Here is a 21,032-nt window from a genome sequence, read left to right as displayed (position 1 = left end):
GCCGCCGAAGGCGCCGAGGACGACCCCGTCCGCTTCACCCCGCTGCGCGGCGCGGGGCTGGCCGACGCCGCCGACCGCCTCGCCGCCGAGATCGGCGCCGGCCGGATGGGCGACGTCGACTACGCCCGCATCCACCGCGCCTGGGAGTCAGTCCAGGCGGACCCGGCCCGGTTCACCGCCTTCGCCGACTCCGTGCGCGCCAAGGGCGCCGCGGCCTGCCTGCACCCCTCCGGCTCCCGCGACCTGCCCGTCCGGGCCGCCCGCCACGACCTGGTGGTCCGCCAGGTCCGGCTCGGCACCGTCACCGACGCCGAGCGCAACCCGTACGCCCGGCGCGGCACCGGCCTCGCCCTCGGCCCCGAGGTGCTCGGCACCTCGCTGCTGGCCGTCGGGCCGCCCGGCGCCGGCAAGACCGCGCGGCTGGTCCGCCCGGTCGTCGAGTCGCTGGCCCTCCAGGCACTGGCCGGCCAGGCCGCCGTCATCGCGGTCGGCGCGCCCGGCACCCAGCTCGGCCCGGACGAGGCCTACGACGTGGTGGTGCGCATCGGCGACCCGGCCTCCGTGCACGACCTCGACCTCTACGGCGGCACCGCCGACCCCGACGAGGCCGCCACCCTGCTCGCCGAGGCCTTCGTCGGCGACGTACCCGTCATCGACGTGCGCCGCGCGGCCACCGCGCTCGCCCAGCTGCTCGGGCCGTTCCGGGCCGCCTACGGGCGCTTCCCGACCGTCCCCGAGCTGCGCGAGCTGCTCGACCAGGTGCCGGCCGCCGTCGGCATGCTGCGCGAGGACCTCCAGGGCGCCGGGCAGTACGCCATGCTGCGCGAGCTCGACGCGCGCGAGCGCCAGTACGGCGCCCACGGCGACCCCGGGCCGCTGCTGGCCGACCGGGTGGCGCTGCTGGACCGGCCCGTCTTCGCCGGCTCCTTCGACACCACCGGGCAGAACCGGATGTTCTCGCTCAGCTTCCTGGAGCACCCCCTGCGGGTCCGCATCGACCTGCCCGAGCGCGCCCATGCCGACGCCTCCCGGATGCTGGCCCGGCTGCTGCTCGCGCAGTTCACCCACAGCGCCGCCGCGCGCGCCGACCGCTCCCTGTTCGCCTTCCTGGCCTTCGACGACGCCTCGGCCACCCTCACCCCGCAGACCGTGCGCGGGGTGCAGCGGCTGCGGTCCGCGCACGCCGGGGTGCTGCTCACGCTGCGGACCCTGGAGGACGTGCCGGAGGGGCTGCGCACCCCGCTGCTCGGCGCGGTCGGCTGCCGGATGGCCTTCTCCGGGGTCACCACCTGGGACGGCAAGCGGTTCGCGGAGGCCTGGGGCACCGAGTGGGTGGAGACCCGGGACGTCACCAGCCGGGACGTCTACGCCGACCAGGCCTTCACCCGGATGGTCAACGCCTTCCGCAAGCTCGTCACCGGCAAGGCCGTCACCACCGACGCGGTGACCGTCCGGCAGGTCGAGCGCGAGCGCTGGTCCGCCTCGGACCTCGCGCACGCCGTGCCGCCGGGGTGCGCGGTGCTCTCGCTGACGACCGTACGCGGCGAGCGGGCCGCCCCGCTGCTGGTCGAGCTGGCCGGATAGCGGCGGGGCGAGGCCTCGTACGAGGTGGCCGGACCGGGCTGAGGGAGCCCTACAAGGCGGCCGGACCGGGCTGAGGGAGCGCGTACGAGGTGGCCGGACCGGGCTGAGGGAACCCGTACGAGATGGCAGAATCGAGCTGAGCCGTTCATACGACACGGCGAAAATCCTCAGAGTCGTAACGGAAGCCCGGAAGTCCCCGATGCCCCTCACCCTCGCCTCGCTCGTCCAGCACTCGGCGCTCAAGCTCAGCGTCCGGGCGGGGGAGGGGCGCCTCGACACCCCCGTGCGCTGGGCGCACGTCAGCGAGCTCGCCGACCCCGTCCCCTACATGGAGGGCGGCGAGCTGCTGCTGATCACGGCGATGAAGCTGGACGCCGAGGACCCCGAGGAGATGCGCCGCTACGTGCGCCGGCTGTCCGCGGCCGGCGTCGTCGGCATCGGCTTCGCCATCGGCGTGAACTACGACGCCGTCCCCGACGCCCTGGTCGAGGCGGCACGGGAGGCGGACCTCCCGCTGCTGGAGGTGCCGCGGCGCACCCCGTTCCTCGCCATCAGCAAGGCCGTCTCGGCGGCGCTCGCCGCCGACCAGTACCGGGCGGTGACCGCCGGCTTCGAGGCCCAGCGCGAACTTACCCGGGCCGCCCTGTCCTCCGACGGGCCCGCCGAGCTCCTCGCGAAGCTCGCCTCCCACGTCCACGGCTGGGCCGCGCTGTACGACGCCTCCGGCCAGGTGGTAGCGGCCGCCCCCGACTGGGCCGCCCGCCGCGCCGCCCGGCTCACCCCGGACGTCGAGCGGCTGCGCGAGCGGCCGGCCCCGGCCAGCGCCGTCGTCGGCGGCTCGGACGACCGGGTCGAGCTGCAGTCCCTGGGCACCGGCCGGCGCGGCCGCGGCGCCCTGGCCGTCGGCACCGGGGCGCCGCTGGGCACGGCCGAGCGGTACGCCGTCCACTCCGCCGTGGCCCTGCTGACACTGACCACGGAACGCTCCCGCTCGCTGCACGACGCCGAGTCCCGGCTGGGCGCGGCCGTGCTGCGGATGCTGCTGGCCGGGGAGGCCGAACACGCCCAGGAGGTGGCCGCAGACCTCTACGGCGGACTGCTCCAGGCGCCGTTCCGGCTGGTCGTGGCCGAGGCGGCGCTACCCGGCACCGCCGGGCCCGAGGGACTCGCCCAGCTCGCCGACACGGTGGAATCGGCCGCAGCCCGCACCGGCGAGGCCGTCCTGGTGGTGCCGGAGCCCGGCCGGCTGGTGGTCCTCGCGGCCGACGGCGGGGCCGCCGTCCAGGCCGTCGCCGACCAGGCCGAGGCCCAGGAGTCCCGGCGTGGCCGCGAGAGCAGCGGACCCGAGCCGGACGAGCTCGTGGTGGGGATGTCCGCGCCGGCCGGCCCGGCCGGCGCCGGGACCGCCTTCACCCAGGCCGACCAGGCGCTGGCGGTGGCCCGCCGGCGCGGCCGCCCGCTGGTCGAGCACGAGGACCTGGCGGCCGGCTCCGTACTGCCCCTGCTGGCCGACGACGCCGTACGGGCGTTCGCCGACGGCACGCTGCGGGCGCTGCGCGAGCACGACGCGACCGGGCGGGGCGACCTGGAGGCCTCGCTCCAGGCCTGGCTGTCCCGGCACGGCCAGTGGGACGCGGCCGCCGCCGACCTCGGCGTCCACCGGCACACCCTGCGCTACCGGATGCGGCGCGTCGAGGAGATCCTCGGCCGCTCCCTGGACGACCCGGACGTCCGGATGGAGCTGTGGCTGGCCCTGAAGGCCAGCTCCCCGGCCTGACCGCAGCGCCTGACCGCAGCGCCTGCCCGCAGCGATTCGTACCGCTTTGCGGCGGTGCGCCTCCCGTAAGGACAGTGACAAAGCGGCGAAGCGGCGCCGCACCGCGCTCCATGCCGGACAAACGACGATCCGGGCACGGGGCCCTACGGTGGTGGGGACAAGGACCCGCACACATCCGAAGGGCCGGGATTCGCATGACTTCCACCCACGCCTTCTGGCTCGCCGGCCGCCAGGCCGCCGGCGAGGACAGCTTCGACGTCCACAACCCGTGGGACGGCCGTCTGGTCGGCACCGTCAGCGTGCCCACCGACGCCCAGGTCGAAGAGGCCGTGGCCGCGGCGCACGCCGTGACGGCGGAGTTCTCCGCGACCCCCGCCCACGTCCGCGCCGCCGCCCTGGACCACGTGTCCAAGCGGCTCGTCGAGCGCACCGAGGAGATCGCCCAGCTGATCTCCGCCGAGAACGGCAAGCCCATCAAGTGGGCCCGCGGTGAGGTCGGCCGTGCGGTGTCCGTGTTCCGCTTCGCCGCGGAGGAGGCCCGCCGCTTCAACGGCGGCGAGGCCCAGCGCCTGGACACCGACGCCGGCGGCGTCGGCCGGCTCGCCCTGACCCGCCGCTTCGTCAAGGGCCCGGTCCTCGGCATCGCGCCGTTCAACTTCCCGCTGAACCTGTGCGCCCACAAGGTCGCCCCGGCCATCGCCGTCGGCGCCCCCATCATCCTCAAGCCGGCCCCGGCCACCCCGCTCTCCGCGCTCCTGCTCGGCGAGCTGCTCGCCGAGACCGACCTGCCCGCCGGCTCCTGGTCGGTCCTGCCGGTCGCCAACGACCGGATGCCCGCCCTCGTCAAGGACGAGCGCCTCCCGGTCATCTCCTTCACCGGCTCCGACAAGGTCGGCCACGCCATCCAGGAGTCCGTGCCGCACAAGCACTGCACCCTGGAGCTCGGCGGCAACGCCGCGGCCGTGGTCCTCGCCGACTGGTCCTCCGAGGCCGACCTCGACTGGGCCGCGACCCGCATCGCCACCTTCTCCAACTACCAGGCCGGCCAGTCCTGCATCTCCGTGCAGCGCGTGATCGCCGACGCCTCCGTCTACGACCGCCTGGTCGAGAAGGTCGTCGCCAAGGTCCAGGCCCAGGTCACCGGCGACCCGGCCGACGACGCCACCGACGTCGGCCCGCTGGTCTCCGAGGACGCCGCCAAGCGCGTCGAGTCCTGGGTCGACGAGGCCGTCTCCGCCGGCGCCAAGCTGCTCACCGGCGGCAAGCGCGAGGGCGCCTCGTACGAGCCGACCGTCCTCGCCGAGCTGCCCGACGGCGTCACCCTCGCCTGCGAGGAGGCCTTCGGCCCGGTCCTCACCCTGCACAGGGCCGAGAACACGGACGAGGCCTTCGCCACGGTCAACAGCTCGAAGTACGGCCTGCAGACCGGCGTCTTCACGCACGACATCCAGGTCGCCTTCCGCGCCCACCGCGAGCTCGAGGTCGGCGGCGTCATCATCGGCGACGCCCCGTCCTACCGCGCCGACCAGATGCCCTACGGCGGCGTCAAGCAGTCGGGCGTCGGCCGCGAGGGCGTCCGCTACGCGATGGACGACTACACGTACGAGCGCGTCCTGGTCCTGACCGGCCTCGACATCTGACCCGTACCCCACGAACCGGACGGTCTGAGCCCACTGTGCGGGGGCTCAGACCGTCCCCCTTCTCCCGGCCCTGACCTGCGAAAAGCGTCGGATCTTGGCTGATCTCCTCAACGCGTGGGAACACCGGCCCAACGCTCTTGGCCAAGGTGAGCGTGCTTCCGCGACCGGTCGCTACGCCTCACGCGCGCGGGAAGCAGCGTCATGCAACTCTTGGCGCACCCCACGAGCGCCCACCGCTGCCAAGGCCCACAGGGCGCTGATGGATTGCGCATGCTCCCACGGCGGCCCCGACCTCTCCGGTGGCAGGAAGGGCACGACGGCCACGTCGACGTCCGAGAAGGCACGGTGCTCGACGTAGCGCATGCCGCGCACACCGCCCCCGGAGGAGCGGTGTCGGTGTCACGAGCTGATGAGCCTGCTGTCGAAGCCGGCGCGCAGGAGACGCTCGTACGCGTCATGGATGTCTCCCGGTACGTCCTGCTCGACGGCGAAGCCGAGCGCCGGGTACTCGATGACCCTTTGCAGGTCGCCCACGAGCATGTCGACGACGAGCTTCTCGTCGCCGATGGACTTGATGTAGTCGTCGAACTCAAGCGGCTCGGAGGTGCAGACGACCTCGACCTCCGGCCAGAGCTTGCGGCACGTGGCGTACGAGCCGCGCTCCATGTACGGCTTGGAGATCAGGAGCAGCGACTCGACCTCCACGCCGGCCTCGCGCAGCACCTCTCGGGACAGCGTGATGTTCTGGCCGGTGTTCCCGGCCTTGGTCTCCAGCAGGATCGCTGCGTCGGGGACGCCCAGGCCGAGGGCGTGCTCGCGGTAGTGGACTGCCTCACCGCGTGGGAAGCGGGCGGCCGTGGTCGGGCTGTTCCCGCCGCTGAAGACGACGACGGGGAAGAGGCCGGCGCCGTAGAGGTCGGCGGAAGCGGTGGCGACGCCGAGGTCGTGGCTACCCAGGCCGATGGCCGCCGAGCAGGGACGTACCTCGTGGCCCATCTGGTGATAGCGCCAGATCAGCACGGCGTCGTTCCACTGCTCGTCGGTGATGGTGCGCTCTGCACGGTCCGGCACGGGGACTCCCTCGATCATCGCTGCCTTCACCTCGACACGAGGGTCCGCGGGTCGTCGTACGACCGCCGGATTCCCTCGATGCTACGGAGCTGATGGCTCAGGCCGTGCTGGGAGGCCATACGCGCCGCGTCGTCGAGGACGGTCAACCCATCATCGCGGGTGGCCGGGTCGGACAGAAGGATGTGCGAGTACGCGGTGTCCAACCGGACGCGCTGCATGGGGGAGTCGACGGACCCGGTTGAGCGGGCGATGTCGATGCAGTCGAGCGCCTGGCGTACTGGCGGGCCGAGGCTTCGAGCTGCCCGGCCATCTCCGTGACCACGGCGGCGCCCTCTACGTCGTGGACGACATGCTCCCGCAGGTCACATGGCCGGACGGTCACCAGCCGCGGGTGGACCGCTTCCTCGATCGGCTTCCCGAAGTCCCCAACTTCCGTGTCACGCCCATGCGGTGGGCTTCCGGGCTGGTGGTCGCCGCCCGCCTCTGAGGGTCTATCGTGCCCCCGTGCCCGCTGATCTGATTCGCATCGTCTCCCGTGATTCGCCGATGGCCCTCGCCCAGGTGGAGCGCGTCCGCGCCGAGCTCGCCGCGCTCCACCCCGGGATCGAGACCACCGTCCTGCCGGTGAAGACCACCGGCGACAAGTGGATGGGAGACCTCAGCGCGGTCGAGGGGAAGGGCGCCTTCACCAAGGAGGTCGACGCGGCGATCCTCGCGGGTGAGGCCGACCTCGCCGTGCACTGTGTCAAGGACGTCCCGGCCGACCGCCCGCTGCCGGCCGGGACCACCTTCGCCGCCTTCCTGGAGCGCGACGACATCCGCGACGCCTTGGTCCACCCCGAGGGGCTCACCCTCGACCAGCTGCCGCCCGGTACCCGCATCGGCACCTCCTCCGTACGCCGGATCGCCCAGCTCGCCGCGGCGTACCCGCACCTCACGTGCGTCCCGATCCGCGGCAACGCGAACAGCCGCCTCGCCAAACTCCAAGCGGGCGACGCCGATGCGCTCCTCCTGGCCGTCGCAGGCCTCCGCCGCATCGGTCGCGCGGACGCCATCAGCGAGATCATCTCCGCCGACATCCTCATGCCGCCCATCGGAGCCGGCACCCTCGCGCTCCAGTGCCGGGAGGACGACACCGAACTCATCGACACCGTCAGTGCCCTCGGCCACCCGGACAGCCACCGCGAGACCCTCGCCGAGCGCATGCTCCTCCACGTCCTCCAGGGGCACTGCAACAGCCCGATCGCCGGCTACGCCCGGGCGGAGCGCAGCGGGGACCTCTCCCTGCGGGCCTCGGTGTTCACCCCCGACGGCAAGGTGGTGCTGGGCGCCCACGAGTGGGCCGGCCGCCTCGACCCTGCCACCCTCGGCACGTCCGTCGCCGTCGCCCTCCTGCGACAGGGCGCCCGCGAGGTCATCGACAGCATCCCGCACTGACCCGCCACCGGCAGCCGGCCGTCCCCCCCTTTCCCGGGGGCGGTTCCGGGTCGGTTTCATCCGGGTGGACCGCCCCGGCTTTTCCCGGGGAGCCGGGCAGGGTACGACTCACAGGTAGCACCCATCGGTAGCGACCCGACTCGGCGGCGAGGTGAGCCCCCTCATGTCCGCAACACAGCCCGCATCACAGCCCAAGGTGACCGAGCGCGAGGCCCGGCAGGTGGCGGAAGCGGCCCGGGAACAGGACTGGCGCAAGCCCAGCTTCGCCAAGGAACTGTTCCTCGGCCGGTTCCGGCTGGACCTGATCCACCCCCATCCCCTGCCCGACGGCGAGGACGTACGGCGCGGCGAGGCCTTCCTCGCCCGGCTGCGGGAATTCTGCGAGAACGAGATCGACGGCGCCCGCATCGAGCGCGAGGCGCGGATCCCGGACGAGACCGTGCGGGGCCTGAAGGAACTCGGCGCCCTCGGGATGAAGATCGACCCGAAGTACGGGGGCCTGGGCCTGACCCAGGTGTACTACAACAAGGCCCTCGCCCTCGTCGGCTCGGCCAACCCGGCCGTCGGCGCCCTGCTCTCCGCCCACCAGTCGATCGGCGTCCCCCAGCCGCTGAAGATCTTCGGCACCCCGGAGCAGAAGGAAGCCTTCCTGCCCCGCTGCGCCACCACCGACATCAGCGCCTTCCTCCTCACCGAGCCCGACGTCGGCTCCGACCCGGCCCGGCTGGCCACCACCGCCGTCCCCGACGGCGAGGACGCGTACGTCCTGGACGGCGTGAAGCTGTGGACCACCAACGGCGTGGTCGCCGACCTCCTCGTGGTCATGGCCCGGGTGCCCCGCAGCGAGGGCCACAAGGGCGGCATCACCGCCTTCGTCGTCGAGGCCGACTCGCCCGGCATCACCGTGGAGCACCGCAACGCCTTCATGGGGCTGCGCGGACTGGAGAACGGCGTCACCCGCTTCCACCGGGTCAGGGTGCCCGCGGCGAACCGGATCGGCCCCGAGGGCGCCGGCCTGAAGATCGCCCTCACCACCCTCAACACCGGCCGCCTCTCGCTGCCCGCGATGTGCGTCGGCGCCGGCAAGTGGTGCCTGAAGATCGCCCGCGAGTGGTCGGCGGTCCGCGAGCAGTGGGGCCGGCCGGTCGCCCGGCACGAGGCCGTCGGATCGAAGATCTCCTTCATCGCCGCCACCACCTTCGCCCTCGAAGCCGTCGTCGACCTCTCCTCCCAGATGGCCGACGAGGACCGCAACGACATCCGCATCGAGGCGGCCCTGGCCAAGCTCTACGGCAGCGAGATGGCCTGGCTGATGGCCGACGAGCTGGTCCAGATCCGCGGCGGCCGCGGCTTCGAGACCGCCGAGTCCCTGGCCGCACGCGGCGAGCGGGCCGTCGCGACCGAGCAGCTCCTGCGCGACATGCGGATCAACCGGATCTTCGAGGGCTCGACCGAGATCATGCACCTGCTGATCGCACGGGAGGCCGTCGACGCCCACCTCTCCGTCGCCGGCGACCTCATCGACCCCGACAAGGCGCTCGGCGACAAGGCGAAGGCGGGCGCCCGCGCCGCCGGGTTCTACGCCCGCTGGCTGCCGAAGCTGGCCGCCGGCCCCGGACAGGTGCCCGGCACCTACCGCGAGTTCCACCCGGCCGGCCACCCCGACCTCGCCGTCCACCTGCGCTACGTCGAACGCGGCGCCCGCAAACTCGCCCGGTCCACCTTCTACGCCATGTCGCGCTGGCAGGGCCGGATGGAGACCAAGCAGGGCTTCCTGGGCCGGATCGTCGACATCGGCGCCGAGCTCTTCGCCATGAGCGCGGCCTGCGTCCGCGCCGAGCACCTGCGGGCCACCGGCGAGCACGGACGGGAGGCCTACCAGCTCGCCGACGCCTTCTGCCGCCAGTCCCGGCTGCGCATCGAGGAGCTCTTCGGCCGGCTCTGGGCCAACACCGACGACCTCGACCGCAAGGTCGTCGCCGGGGTCCTCACCGGCACCTACACCTGGCTGGAGGAGGGCGTGCTCGACCCCTCCGGCGACGGCCCCTGGATCGCCGACGCCGCCCCCGGCCCGTCCGTGCACGAAAACGTCCACCGCCCCATCCGCTGACCTGCGATCATCGCCCCGGCGCCGGACAGGCGTAGGGGAGCGGTGAGCGGGGAAGCGGATGGATGTGGACCGGGAGTTCAGACGGCTCGCCTGGTGCGTGGCGCACCTGCTGCGCCACGCACCGGACGCGGTGACGGCCGGGCTGCTGCGGCGGCTGGATCCGGCCACCCGCCGCTACCTCGCCCGTGACCAGTACCTGCCGGGCGCGGCCGTGACCCTGCTGCTGCGCGAGGGCAGCGACGAGGACCGCCGGACGGTCGCCCGCAACCCCCACGTGCTCGGCCGGCCGCTGCCCGGCCTGCCCGGGCCCGTACGGTACGCCGCCCGCCCCGGCCCGCCGCCGGAGCTCCGCCGACAACTGGGCCCCGGCCCGCTCACCGGCCCCGACCTGGTCGGCGTACTGCGCCGGCACGGCCGCCGACGGCCCCGGACCGCACTCGACGTGCTCACGCTGCCGCACGAGCTCGACCCTGAGCTGCTGCTTGCCGAGCAAGCCCGCGAGCCGCTGCCTCCCGGCGCGGTCGAGGCCCTGCTGCTCGTCGGCCGGCTGCCGCGCACGGTCTGCCTGGCCCTGCTCGACACCCGGGCGCAGCATACGGACGGCCCCGCCTGGCACCGGCCGGCGGTACGGGCCGTCCGCATGGGCCTGCTCACCCCCGACGAGCTCGCCGCCCACGTCGCCCCCGCCCGCCGGGCCCTGCTGCTGGCGGACCTGCACGTGTCCGCCGGGCTGCGCTGGGCCCTGCCGGAGCTGGCCGAAATGCGCTCCGCCGTGCACCGGCTGCTCCGGCCGGCGCTGGGCGACGACCTGCGGCTGTGGGCCCGGCTGCGCCGGGCCGCCCCCGGCTTCCCGGGCACCCTCCCGGACCTCGCGGCGGCGGTGGTGGCGGGGCGCGCGACCGAGGCGGCCGGCAGCGACGCAGAACAACAAGACGACGTAGAACAGGACGACATAGATCAAGACGACGTGGAACAAGACACAGACACCGCAGCCGCCGTCCGCCGCGCCGTCGAGGCGCTCGCCCCCGCCCCGCCCCGCCCCCTCGGCAGCGTCGACCGCGAGCTCGCGCTCGCCAGCCTGGCCGTGCCCAACGCCATGGGCGACCTGGCGGAGGACGTCCGCTGGGTGCGCGCCTGCCTCGACCGGGGCGTGCTCACCGGCGAGGACGTCGTACGGCACAAGGCGCCCGCCGCCTGGGCCCTGGACGAGGACCACTGGCTCGGCGTCGTCGACCACCCCGACCGGCACGACCGGCCCGCGGCCGTGCTCGCCGCCCGCGCCGAGGCGGACCGGCTGCTCGACGCGGCGCTCGGCCGGGACCCGGACGCCTGGTGGCAGGCAGCCCGGGCGCTGCCGGACTTCCCCGGCACCCTCCCCGAGCTGCTCGCCGCGGTCACCGAGGGCACCGACGTCGGCCGCTAGCCAGATGCAGCTGGACCCTGTCGTCCCGCCCCCGCCGCCCGAACAGCCCGAACAGGGGGAGTGCGTGCCCGGGCGCACCCGGCATGCGGCAACAATGGGGGGATGAGCGACAGCCCAGCCCCCCTTGCCGATCCGCACCTCCTCTTCGACGCCGCGGCCGGCCGCCGGGACATCGTCATCCTCGGCTCCACCGGGTCCATCGGGACCCAGGCCATCGACCTGGTCCTGCGCAACCCCGACCTGTTCCGGGTGACCGGCCTGTCCGCGGCCGGCGGCCGTGTCGGCCTGCTCGCCGAGCAGGCCCGGCAGCTGCGCGTACGGACCGTCGCCGTCGCCCGCGAGGACGTCGTACCGGCCCTGAAAGAGGCGCTGAGCGCCCAGTACGGCGCCGAGCCGCAGCCGGAGGTCCTCGCCGGACCCGACGCGGCCACCGAGCTCGCCGCGTCCGAGTGCCACACGGTCCTCAACGGCATCACCGGCTCCATCGGCCTCGCGCCCACCCTCGCCGCGCTGCGCGCCGGCCGCACCCTCGCCCTCGCCAACAAGGAGTCGCTGATCGTCGGCGGCCCGCTGGTGAAGGCCCTGGCCGCGCCCGGCCAGATCATCCCGGTGGACTCGGAGCACGCCGCGCTCTTCCAGGCGCTCGCCGCCGGCACCCGGGCCGACGTGCGCAAGCTCGTGGTCACCGCCTCCGGCGGGCCCTTCCGCGGCCGCACCCGCGCCGAGCTCGCCGAGGTCACCATCGAGGACGCGCTCGCGCACCCGACCTGGGCCATGGGACCGGTCATCACGGTCAACTCGGCGACCCTGGTCAACAAGGGGCTGGAGGTGATCGAGGCGCACCTGCTGTACGACATCCCCTTCGACCGCATCGAGGTCGTGGTCCACCCGCAGTCCTACGTTCACTCGATGGTGGAGTTCACCGACGGCTCCACACTCGCCCAGGCGACCCCGCCGGACATGCGCGGGCCGATCGCGATCGGCCTCGGCTGGCCGCACCGGATTCCCGACGCCGCCCCCGCCTTCGACTGGAGCAAGGCCTCCACCTGGGAGTTCTTCCCCCTGGACACCGAGGCCTTCCCCTCCGTGGGCCTGGCCCGGCACGTGGGTACCCTGGGCGGCACCGCCCCCGCCGTCTTCAACGCGGCGAACGAGGAGTGCGTCGACGCCTTCCTCGCGGGAAGGCTGCCGTTCACAGCAATCGTGGATACCGTCGCCGCAGTGGTCGAGGACCACGGGACGCCGGGCGCGGGAACCTCGCTGACCCTCGACGACGTCCTCGAAGCAGAGGCCTGGGCCCGTGCCCGGGCGAGGGAGCTGGCGGCCCGGACCGCCGTGGAGGCGCGCGCATGACGATTCTCATGACGGTGATCGGGATAGTCGTCTTCGTGCTCGGTCTCCTCGTCTCCATCGCCTGGCACGAGCTGGGCCACCTCTCCACGGCCAAGCTCTTCGGCGTCCGCGTGCCGCAGTACATGGTCGGCTTCGGCCCGACGATCTGGTCGCGGCACAAGGGCGAGACGGAGTACGGGATCAAGGCCGTCCCGATGGGCGGCTACATCCGCATGATCGGCATGTTCCCGCCCGGCGAGGACGGCAAGGTCAGCGCCCGCTCGACGTCCCCGTTCCGCGCGATGATCGAGGACGCCCGCTCGGCGGCGTACGAGGAGCTCAAGCCGGGCGACGAGACGCGGCTGTTCTACACGCGCAAGCCCTGGAAGCGCGTCATCGTCATGTTCGCCGGGCCGTTCATGAACCTGGTCCTGGCGGTGGGGATCTTCCTGACCACGCTCATGGCCTTCGGCGTCAACACCACGACGACGCAGGTCAGCTCGGTCTCGGCGTGCGTCGTCGCGCCGACCGAGAAGCGGGACTCCTGCAAGCCCGGCGACCGCGTGGCACCCGCCGCCGCGGCGGGCCTGGCCCCCGGCGACCGGATCGTGGCCTTCAACGGCGCGAAGATCGACGACTGGTCCACCCTGCAGAAGAAGATCCGCGGGACGATCGGCCCCGCCACCGTCACGGTCGAGCGGGACGGCAAGCGCATCGACCTGCACCCCACCCTGATCGAGAACAAGGTCAGCAAGACCGACGACAAGGGCCGCTACGTCAAGGACGAGTACGTCTCCGCGGGCTGGCTCGGCTTCACCCCGGCCGACGGGTACGTCGAGCAGTCCTTCGGCCAGGCGGTCTCCCGCATGGGCGACATGGTGCAGGCCAGCGCCGAGGCCCTGATCGACCTCCCGGCCAAGATCCCGCCGCTGTGGGACGCCGCGTTCAACGGCGCCGAGCGCGACCCGAACGGCCCGATGGGCATCGTCGGCGCGGCCCGGATCAACGGCGAGATCTTCACCCTCGACCTGCCCGCCACGCACATCCTGGTGCTGAGCCTGAACACGCTGGCCGCGTTCAACCTCTCGCTGTTCCTGTTCAACATGCTGCCGCTGCTGCCGCTGGACGGCGGCCACATCGCGGGCGCCCTGTGGGAGTCCGTACGCCGCCACACCGCGCGGCTCTTCCGCCGCCCGGACCCCGGTCCGTTCGACGTCGCGCGGCTCATGCCGCTCGCGTACGTGGTGGCGGGCGTGTTCGTCTGCTTCACGCTGCTCGTCCTGATCGCCGACGTGGTGAACCCCATCAAGATCACCTGATCGGGTGAGGGATCGGCCGAAGAAGCAGGGGGCCGGGCACGATACGTGTCCGGCCCCTTACATTTCGGGGGCCGGCGCCGGCCCGGCCCGGCCCGGCGTCCCGGCGGGTGCACGGGGCGCGTGCGGCGTGGCGTAATCTCGAAGCCCGGAGCCCGCCGATCTCGGGACCTTGATCCACACCTTGGGGTTGCACAGCAGATGACTGCCATCTCTCTCGGAATGCCGTCCGTGCCGACGAAGCTCGCCGACCGACGGGTCAGCCGCAAGATCCAGGTCGGTTCCGTGGCCGTCGGCGGTGACGCGCCCGTCTCCGTGCAGTCGATGACCACCACGCGCACGTCCGACATCGGCGCCACCCTCCAGCAGATCGCCGAGCTCACCGCCTCCGGCTGCCAGATCGTCCGCGTGGCCTGCCCGACCCAGGACGACGCCGACGCGCTCGCGACCATCGCGAAGAAGTCGCAGATCCCGGTGATCGCGGACATCCACTTCCAGCCCAAGTACGTCTTCGCGGCCATCGACGCCGGCTGCGCCGCGGTCCGCGTGAACCCGGGCAACATCAAGCAGTTCGACGACAAGGTCAAGGAGATCGCCAAGGCGGCGAACGACGCCGGCACTCCGATCCGCATCGGCGTCAACGCCGGCTCGCTCGACCGCCGCCTGCTCCAGAAGTACGGCAAGGCCACCCCCGAGGCGCTGGTGGAGTCCGCGCTGTGGGAGGCCTCCCTCTTCGAGGAGCACGACTTCCGCGACATCAAGATCTCGGTCAAGCACAACGACCCGGTCGTCATGGTCGAGGCCTACCGCCAGCTCGCCGCCCGCTGCGACTACCCGCTGCACCTCGGCGTCACCGAGGCCGGCCCCGCCTTCCAGGGCACCATCAAGTCGGCCGTCGCCTTCGGCGCCCTGCTCTCCCAGGGCATCGGCGACACCATCCGGGTCTCGCTCTCCGCCCCGCCGGCCGAGGAGATCAAGGTCGGCATCCAGATCCTGGAGTCGCTGAACCTGCGCCAGCGCCGCCTGGAGATCGTCTCCTGCCCGTCCTGCGGCCGCGCCCAGGTGGACGTCTACAAGCTGGCCGAGGAGGTCAGCGCGGGCCTGGAGGGCATGGAGGTCCCGCTGCGCGTCGCCGTCATGGGCTGCGTCGTCAACGGCCCCGGCGAGGCCCGCGAGGCCGACCTCGGCGTCGCCTCCGGCAACGGCAAGGGCCAGATCTTCGTCAAGGGCGAGGTCATCAAGACCGTCCCCGAGTCGAAGATCGTCGAGACCCTGATCGAGGAGGCGCTGAAGATCGCCGAGCAGATGGAGAAGGACGGCGTCATGTCCGGCGAGCCGACCGTCGCCGTCGCCGGCTGATCCCGACGCGTCCCACCCCGCCGGCAGACCCCGCCGGCCGGCCCGCCCCGCCCCCGCCGGCCCCGAGGCACCTCGACCCCGGCCCCGTTCCCGCAGCTCGCGGGGCGGGGCCGGGGCCTTTTCGTGACCTCCACGACGCGGCATCCGCCAGTCGCTGCGGGTACAGTGCGACAGATCAGCAGACTTGCATGGTGAGGCCCCCACAGTGTTGACGCAGACCACCACCAGGGTCCTCGAGCCCAGCGACCTCGACGCCGCGCTCGAAGTGCTCGACCGCGATCCGGTCGCGAACGCCTTCGTGGCCGCCCGCGTCCAGGTGGCGGGCCTCGACCCGTGGCGGCTGGGCGGCGAGATGTGGGGCTACTACGAGGACGGCGCGCTGCGCTCGCTGTGCTACTCCGGCGCCAACCTCGTGCCCGTCTGCGCCACCCCCGAGGCCGTCCGGGCCTTCGCCGACCGGGCCCGCCGCACCGGCCGCCGCTGCTCCTCCATCGTGGGCCCCGCCGAGGCCGCCGGGCCGCTGTGGCGGCTGCTGGAGCCCCACTGGGGGCCCGCCCGCGACGTCCGGGCCCACCAGCCGCTGATGGTCACCGAGGAACCCTCGCGGGAGGTCGCGCCCGACCCGCTGGTCCGCCGGGTGCGCAAGGACGAGATGGACCTGATCATGCCCGCGTGCGTGGCCATGTTCACCGAGGAGGTCGGCATCTCGCCGCTCGCGGGCGACGGCGGACTCCTGTACCAGGCGAGGGTCGCCGAGCTCGTCGGCAGCGGCCGCTCCTTCGCCCGCGTCGAGGACGGCAAGGTCGTCTTCAAGGCCGAGATCGGCGCGGCCACCGCCCGCGCCTGCCAGATCCAGGGGGTCTGGGTGGCCCCGGAGTTCCGCGGCCACGGCCACTCCGAGACCGGCATGGCCGCCGTGGTCGAGTACGCGCTGCGCGACGTGGCGCCCGTGGTCAGCCTCTACGTCAACGACTTCAACACCGCGGCGCGGGCGGCCTACCGCCGCGTCGGCTTCCGCGAGGTCGGCGCATTCATGAGTGTCCTGTTCTGATCACGCCGTCGCGAAGTAAGGTCACCGCATGGTGACCTCACCCGCCGGTCTGGAGATCGGCCCCCTCGACCTCGGCGCCCGCGTGGACGAGGCGCTGCGGGTGCAGGCCGTCGCCTTCGGCCTCAGCGAGGAGGAGGTCGGCATCCGGCGGTACATCGTGCAGCGCCACATGACCTGCCCCGGCGCCCGGGCGCTGGGCGCCTTCACCGACGACGGGGCACTGGCCGGCTTCGTCTACGGCATGCCCAACGACCGCACCCACTGGTGGTCCACGGTCGTCGAGCCGTACCTGCGGGCCGAGGGCAACGACGGCTGGCTCGACGGCTCGTTCGTCATCACCGAGCTGCACGTCCACCCCGGGTTCCAGGGCCACGGCGTCGGCCGCGAGCTGATCACCCGGATCACGGACACGGCCGCCGAGCCGCGCTCCATCCTCTCCGCCATCGACACCGAGAGCCCGGCCCGCGGGCTCTACCGGTCACTGGGCTACACCGACCTGGCCCGGCAGGTGCACTTCCCCAGCGCGAGCCTCCCGTACGCCGTAATGGGCGCGCCCCTTCCCCTGCTCCGCCGCTGAGCGGTCTCGGGGAAGTGGGGCACGCCCCCGCACCGCCCGGCACGGCACCTCGCCGCACTGCCGCATCACCCAAGTACGTCCAGTACGAGGGCGATACGGCAGCACGCCGATGCACCGCACCGGACGACGCGGGAACGCACCCCACTTCCCCGAGACCGCTAGTCTCCCGGCATGTCCACTCACGTCATCCAGCGCATGTCCACCCTCCTGGCCAAGACCCTGCGGGAGGACCCCGCCGACGCCGAGACCCTCAGCCACAAGCTGCTCGTCCGAGCCGGCTACGTCCGCCGCAGCTCCGCGGGGGTGTGGATCTGGCTGCCACTGGGCCGCAAGGTGCTGGAGAACGTCTCCCGCGTGGTGCGCGAGGAGATGGACGCGATCGGGGCGCAGGAGGTGCTGCTGCCCGCGCTGCTGCCGCGCGAGCCGTACGAGGTCAGCGGGCGCTGGGACGAGTACGGCGACCTGCTCTTCCGGCTCAGGGACCGCAAGGGCGCCGACTACCTGCTCGGCCCCACCCACGAGGAGATCTTCACCCAGGTGGTGAAGGACCAGTGCACGTCCTACAAGGACCTGCCGGTGATGCTGTACCAGATCCAGACCAAGTACCGGGACGAGGCGCGGCCGCGGTCGGGCGTGCTGCGCGGGCGCGAGTTCCAGATGAAGGACTCCTACTCCTTCGACGTGAGCGACGAGGGCCTGGAGCACTCGTACGCGCTCCACCGGGCCGCGTACCAGCGGATCTTCACCCGGCTCGGCCTGGACCACCGGATCGTCTCGGCGGTCTCGGGCGCGATGGGCGGATCGGCGTCGGAGGAGTTCCTCGCGCCGGCCGCCGCGGGCGAGGACACGTTCGCCTCGTGCGCGGCGTGCGGGTACGCGGCCAACACCGAGGCCGTGACCTACCCGCCCGCGCCCGTGGCGGCGGAAGCCGCCGGGCCGGTCGAGGAGCTGGACACCCCGGACACCCCCACGATCGAGACGCTGGCGGCGCACCTGGGCGTGCCGGCGTCGGCGACGCTGAAGAACCTGCTGGTGAAGGTGGACGGCGAGATCGTGGCCGTCGGGGTGCCGGGCGACCGCGAGGTCGACCTGGGCAAGCTGGGCGAGCACCTGGCGCCCGCGGTGGTCGAACTGGTCACCGCGGAGGACTTCGTGGACCGGCCCGACCTGGTCCGCGGGTACGTCGGCCCGCAGGGCCTGGACAAGGTCCGCTACCTGGCCGACCCGCGGGTGGCGCCCGGCACGGCCTGGGTGACCGGTGCGAACCGGCCGGACACGCACGCCCGCAACGTGGTCTGCGGCCGGGACTTCGAGGTGGACCGGTACCTGGACGTGGTCGTGGTGGAGCCGGGCGACCCCTGCCCGGAGTGCGGGGCGGGGCTGTCCCTGGACCGGGCCATCGAGGTGGGCCACATCTTCCAGCTGGGCCGCAAGTACGCCGATGCGTTCGGCCTCGACGTGCTGGGCCGGGAGGGCAAGCCGGTCCGCGTGACCATGGGCTCCTACGGCATCGGGGTCTCGCGCGTGGTCGCGGCGCTGGCCGAGCAGACGGCGGACGGGCGGGGGCTGTGCTGGCCGGCGTCGGTCGCGCCGGCCGACGTCCACGTGGTCGCCGCCGGCAAGGCCGTCCCGCTGGCGCTGGCGGAACAGGCCGCGACGGCTCTGGCGGAGGCCGGCCTCCGGGTCCTGCTGGACGACCGCGCGGGCCTGTCACCCGGCGTGAAGCTCACGGACGCGGAGCTCATCGGCGTGCCGTGGATCCTGGTCGCGGGCCGCCGGGCATCCGAGGGCGTCCTCGAACTCCAGGACCGGGCGACGGGCACCCGCGAGGAACTCCCTCTCACCGAGGCCCTGTCCCGCCTGACGTAGCCCTCCGGGCGGCTTCTTCCCCTACCCGCCCCTTCCCGAACTGGGGGCTGCGCCCCCAGACCCCCATACGTGCGCTCCGCGCCCGTGCGCTCAAACGCCGCGCGGGCTGGATTTGCGCAGCAAATCCAGCCCCGCCGGCGTTTGAGGGGTGGGGGTACCCCCGGACGAAGTCTGGGGGAGGGTCTGGGGCGGAGCCCCAGTTCGGGAAGGGGCGGGTAGGGGAAAGGCCCCGCGCAGCGGACCCCGCGGCTACGCAGCCGACGCCGGGGGTTCGGCCGGGGCCTTGGGCCCGACCGCCTGCTCGGGCGAATGCGGCTCCGGCGGACGCGGCTCCGCCGGCGTGGCGACCTGCGCCCGGGACGCGGGGGCGGCCCGGTCCGTCCGGGCCCCGCTCCCACCGGCCCGCTCCGCCGCCTCCTGCGGGACCGGTTGCGCCTCGGTCGCGCGCTCCAAGAAGCGCAGGAGTTCCACCGGGAAGGGCAGGACCAGCGTCGAGTTCTTCTCGGCGGCCACCGCCACCACCGTCTGCAGCAGCCGCAGTTGCAGCGCGGCGGGCTGGTCCGCCATCACCCCGGCCGCCTCCGCCAGCTTCCGCGAGGCCTGGAGCTCCGCGTCCGCGTTGATCACCCGGGCGCGGCGCTCCCGGTCGGCCTCCGCCTGCCGCGCCATCGACCGCTTCATCGTCTCCGGCAGCGACACGTCCTTGATCTCCACCCGGTCGATCTGCACGCCCCAGCCGACCGCCGGGCTGTCGATCATCAGCTCCAGCCCCTCGTTCAGCTTCTCCCGGTTGGACAGCAGGTCGTCCAGGTCCGACTTGCCGATGATCGACCGCAGCGAGGTCTGGGCCATCTGCGAGACGGCGAACCGGTAGTCCTCGACCTCGATGATCGCGTTCGCCGGGTCGATCACCCGGAAGTAGACGACCGCGTCGACGCGGACCGTCACGTTGTCCCGGGTGATGCCCTCCTGGGCCGGCACCGGCAGCGTCACGATCTGCATGTTCACCTTGCGGATGTGGTCCACCACGGGGACGACCATCGTGAATCCGGGGCCCCGGACCCCCTGGCGCAGCCGACCGAAGCGGAAGACCAGTCCCCGCTCGTACTGCTTCACGACGCGTGCCGCGCCGGCCAGGTAGACGGCGACTCCGACGCCCGCCGCGATTGCCGCTGTCAGCAGTTCTTCGACCATGACGGCCCCCTGCCAGGCATACCTTCGTACTAACCGTATGCCCCTACAGCCAGCCGGCGAACTCCAGCAACAGCTCCGCGTCCCTGCGCCGCCCCGCGGCCAGCGCCCGGGTGCCGGACTCCACCGCCCGGAACAGCGTCCAGCCCCGCACCCGGTCCCGGTCCAGCTCCAGCGAGTCGGCCAGCTTGTTCACCCGGCGCCGGGCACCCGACGCGCCCGTCGAGGAGGCGACCTGGTCCTCCAGCCGGTCCCGCACCAGCCGGGCCAGGTCGTACGCGCGGTCGCCCACCAGCGGCTCCGGGCCGACCGTCAGCCACGGGGCCCGCTCGCCCGCCAGCACCTTGCCCTGCCGGAAGTTGCCGTGCAGCAGGAACTCCTCCTGGCCCTGCGCCGTCAGCTCGTCGCGTACCGCGAGCGCCACCCGTACCAGCGGCTGCGCCACCTCGTCGGCCTTGGCCATCGCGACGCCCTGCCGGGCGGTGCGCTCCGCGACCGTCTCGAAACCGTGGTCCGCGGCCGGCGCCACCCACAGCCGGCGGATCGTGCCCGCCGCCTCCAGCAGCGCCTTCGCCTCCGGCAGCGACCGCAGCGACACCTCCGGCTGGAGTCGTTCCAGCAGCAGCGCGTCGTCGTCGTGCCGGGTGTCCAGCACCCGCACCGCACCGAAGCCGCCCCAGTGCGCCAGCGCCGCCAGCTCCCGGTCAGGCCGGGCCGACGGCGGAGCCAGCTTCAGCGCCGCGGGCGTCCCGTCGGGGTAGTGCACGAGGAGGACCAGGCTGCTGCGCCCACCGGGGGCCTGTACCCGCTGGACCCGCACGCCGCGCCGCGCCGCCGCCTCCTCGGCGAGCCGGGGCAGGAGCCCCAGCCACTCGGTGTCCTGGGCCGATTCCGGTGCCTCGCCGAGCGCCCGGACAAGCCGCTGCGGCGGTTCGAAAGCCATACGTGCGGGGTCCCTTTCAGCTGTGCTTGGCTCGATCCGATCGTTCCGCGAGCCCAGGGAAGGCTACGCCGACCCCGCGCCAGCGTGCCGCGCGGACCGCCGCCTCGCTCAGCGCGTCGGCCGCCTCCCGGCGCAAGGGGCCCTGCGCGGCCCGCACCAGATCGGAGTACGCGCCCGCCACCTTGTCCTCGATGTCGGCCGCCAGCCGCTCCACGTCCCCGGGGGTGCGCACCTCGTACGGCAGGGCGTACGCCGCCTCCGCCGGCCGCGGTACGCCGCCCAGCTCGCGCACGGTCCGCACCAACGCGTCGCGTCGGGCGACATGGCCGCCGTACGCGTCGCGGGCCTCGGT

Annotated in this window: 16 protein-coding genes and 1 pseudogene; 12 read left to right on the top strand and 5 right to left on the bottom strand. The window is 73.4% G+C overall.

Annotation, left to right across the window (positions count from 1 at the left end; genetic code table 11):
• The 3 genes from GPJ59_RS17810 to GPJ59_RS17800 all read left to right on the top strand — a co-directional run.
• The coding region (locus GPJ59_RS17810) for an ATP-binding protein (RefSeq protein WP_219668176.1) at nt 1-1,584 on the top strand (1,584 nt) is incomplete at its 5' end.
• Nucleotides 1,585-1,783: 199 nt separating this feature from the next.
• A complete protein-coding gene (locus GPJ59_RS17805) occupies nt 1,784-3,361 on the top strand; it encodes a PucR family transcriptional regulator (RefSeq protein WP_219668175.1) in 1,578 nt (525 codons plus the stop codon).
• Between the two features lie 194 nt (nt 3,362-3,555).
• Nucleotides 3,556-5,001, top strand: coding sequence for an aldehyde dehydrogenase family protein (locus GPJ59_RS17800; protein ID WP_219668174.1), 1,446 nt, complete (start codon nt 3,556-3,558; stop codon nt 4,999-5,001).
• Between the two features lie 399 nt (nt 5,002-5,400).
• Here the strand turns inward: GPJ59_RS17800 and GPJ59_RS17795 are convergent, their stop codons facing one another.
• A complete protein-coding gene (locus tag GPJ59_RS17795) occupies nt 5,401-6,090 on the bottom strand; it encodes a YdcF family protein (RefSeq protein WP_219668173.1) in 690 nt (229 codons plus the stop codon).
• 8 nt (nt 6,091-6,098) lie between these two features.
• Nucleotides 6,099-6,350: pseudogene (locus GPJ59_RS37530) on the bottom strand (hypothetical protein); the annotation flags it as partial.
• A 226-nt stretch (nt 6,351-6,576) separates the two neighbouring features.
• Here GPJ59_RS37530 and hemC point away from each other — a divergent pair.
• The 9 genes from hemC to GPJ59_RS17750 all read left to right on the top strand — a co-directional run bounded on the left by hemC (nt 6,577) and on the right by GPJ59_RS17750 (nt 18,546).
• Nucleotides 6,577-7,509, top strand: coding sequence for a hydroxymethylbilane synthase (hemC, locus tag GPJ59_RS17790; RefSeq protein ID WP_308120347.1), 933 nt, complete (start codon nt 6,577-6,579; stop codon nt 7,507-7,509).
• 163 nt (nt 7,510-7,672) lie between these two features.
• Nucleotides 7,673-9,619, top strand: coding sequence for an acyl-CoA dehydrogenase family protein (locus GPJ59_RS17785; RefSeq protein WP_219668171.1), 1,947 nt, complete (start codon nt 7,673-7,675; stop codon nt 9,617-9,619).
• Nucleotides 9,620-9,677: 58 nt separating this feature from the next.
• Nucleotides 9,678-11,042, top strand: a complete 1,365-nt coding sequence (locus GPJ59_RS17780; RefSeq protein WP_219668170.1) for a hypothetical protein — start codon at nt 9,678-9,680, stop codon at nt 11,040-11,042.
• A gap of 102 nt (nt 11,043-11,144) precedes the next feature.
• Nucleotides 11,145-12,395: a 1-deoxy-D-xylulose-5-phosphate reductoisomerase gene (gene dxr, locus GPJ59_RS17775; RefSeq protein ID WP_219668169.1), complete on the top strand. Its 1,251-nt coding sequence runs from the start codon at nt 11,145-11,147 to the stop codon at nt 12,393-12,395.
• Nucleotides 12,392-13,693: a M50 family metallopeptidase gene (locus GPJ59_RS17770; RefSeq protein WP_219668168.1), complete on the top strand. Its 1,302-nt coding sequence runs from the start codon at nt 12,392-12,394 to the stop codon at nt 13,691-13,693. The genes dxr and GPJ59_RS17770 overlap by 4 nt, the downstream gene beginning before the upstream one ends.
• Nucleotides 13,694-13,891: 198 nt before the next feature.
• Nucleotides 13,892-15,049 (top strand): flavodoxin-dependent (E)-4-hydroxy-3-methylbut-2-enyl-diphosphate synthase, encoded by a 1,158-nt coding sequence (ispG, locus tag GPJ59_RS17765; protein WP_219668167.1) that lies wholly within the window; start codon nt 13,892-13,894, stop codon nt 15,047-15,049.
• A gap of 208 nt (nt 15,050-15,257) precedes the next feature.
• Nucleotides 15,258-16,100 (top strand): GNAT family N-acetyltransferase, encoded by an 843-nt coding sequence (locus GPJ59_RS17760; protein WP_219668177.1) that lies wholly within the window; start codon nt 15,258-15,260, stop codon nt 16,098-16,100.
• Between the two features lie 28 nt (nt 16,101-16,128).
• Nucleotides 16,129-16,677, top strand: coding sequence for a GNAT family N-acetyltransferase (locus GPJ59_RS17755; RefSeq protein WP_219668166.1), 549 nt, complete (start codon nt 16,129-16,131; stop codon nt 16,675-16,677).
• A 171-nt stretch (nt 16,678-16,848) separates the two neighbouring features.
• Nucleotides 16,849-18,546 carry a proline--tRNA ligase gene (locus GPJ59_RS17750; protein ID WP_219668165.1) on the top strand — a complete coding sequence of 566 codons (1,698 nt, stop codon included), beginning with the start codon at nt 16,849-16,851 and terminating at the stop codon, nt 18,544-18,546.
• 249 nt (nt 18,547-18,795) lie between these two features.
• Here the strand turns inward: GPJ59_RS17750 and GPJ59_RS17745 are convergent, their stop codons facing one another.
• From GPJ59_RS17745 to GPJ59_RS17735, 3 genes are all read right to left on the bottom strand, one after another.
• Entirely contained in the window at nt 18,796-19,740 is a 945-nt protein-coding gene (locus tag GPJ59_RS17745; RefSeq protein ID WP_258024550.1) for a slipin family protein, read from the bottom strand.
• Between the two features lie 43 nt (nt 19,741-19,783).
• Entirely contained in the window at nt 19,784-20,680 is an 897-nt protein-coding gene (locus GPJ59_RS17740) for an aminoglycoside phosphotransferase family protein (RefSeq protein WP_219668164.1), read from the bottom strand.
• A gap of 16 nt (nt 20,681-20,696) precedes the next feature.
• The coding region (locus tag GPJ59_RS17735) for a ferritin-like domain-containing protein (protein WP_219668163.1) at nt 20,697-21,032 on the bottom strand (336 nt) is incomplete at its 5' end.

This window comes from Streptomyces bambusae (assembly GCF_019400985.1).
GTDB lineage: Bacteria > Actinomycetota > Actinomycetes > Streptomycetales > Streptomycetaceae > Streptomyces > Streptomyces bambusae_A.
The sequence above is the reverse complement of the archived record's forward strand: the minus strand, read 5'-3'. Positions and strand labels throughout refer to the sequence as shown.

Excerpts from the sequence above, each read along its gene's own strand:
- GPJ59_RS17785 (WP_219668171.1), top strand. The coding sequence starts at position 7,673 with ATGTCCGCAACACAGCCCGCATCACAGCCCAAGGTGACCGAGCGCGAG.
- GPJ59_RS17770 (WP_219668168.1), top strand. The coding sequence starts at position 12,392 with ATGACGATTCTCATGACGGTGATCGGGATAGTCGTCTTCGTGCTCGGT.
- GPJ59_RS17745 (WP_258024550.1), bottom strand. The coding sequence starts at position 19,740 with ATGGTCGAAGAACTGCTGACAGCGGCAATCGCGGCGGGCGTCGGAGTC.
- GPJ59_RS17750 (WP_219668165.1), top strand. The coding sequence starts at position 16,849 with ATGTCCACTCACGTCATCCAGCGCATGTCCACCCTCCTGGCCAAGACC.
- GPJ59_RS17795 (WP_219668173.1), bottom strand. The coding sequence starts at position 6,090 with ATGATCGAGGGAGTCCCCGTGCCGGACCGTGCAGAGCGCACCATCACC.
- GPJ59_RS17805 (WP_219668175.1), top strand. The coding sequence starts at position 1,784 with ATGCCCCTCACCCTCGCCTCGCTCGTCCAGCACTCGGCGCTCAAGCTC.
- GPJ59_RS17740 (WP_219668164.1), bottom strand. The coding sequence starts at position 20,680 with ATGGCTTTCGAACCGCCGCAGCGGCTTGTCCGGGCGCTCGGCGAGGCA.
- GPJ59_RS17780 (WP_219668170.1), top strand. The coding sequence starts at position 9,678 with ATGGATGTGGACCGGGAGTTCAGACGGCTCGCCTGGTGCGTGGCGCAC.
- GPJ59_RS17800 (WP_219668174.1), top strand. The coding sequence starts at position 3,556 with ATGACTTCCACCCACGCCTTCTGGCTCGCCGGCCGCCAGGCCGCCGGC.
- ispG (WP_219668167.1), top strand. The coding sequence starts at position 13,892 with ATGACTGCCATCTCTCTCGGAATGCCGTCCGTGCCGACGAAGCTCGCC.
- dxr (WP_219668169.1), top strand. The coding sequence starts at position 11,145 with ATGAGCGACAGCCCAGCCCCCCTTGCCGATCCGCACCTCCTCTTCGAC.
- GPJ59_RS17755 (WP_219668166.1), top strand. The coding sequence starts at position 16,129 with ATGGTGACCTCACCCGCCGGTCTGGAGATCGGCCCCCTCGACCTCGGC.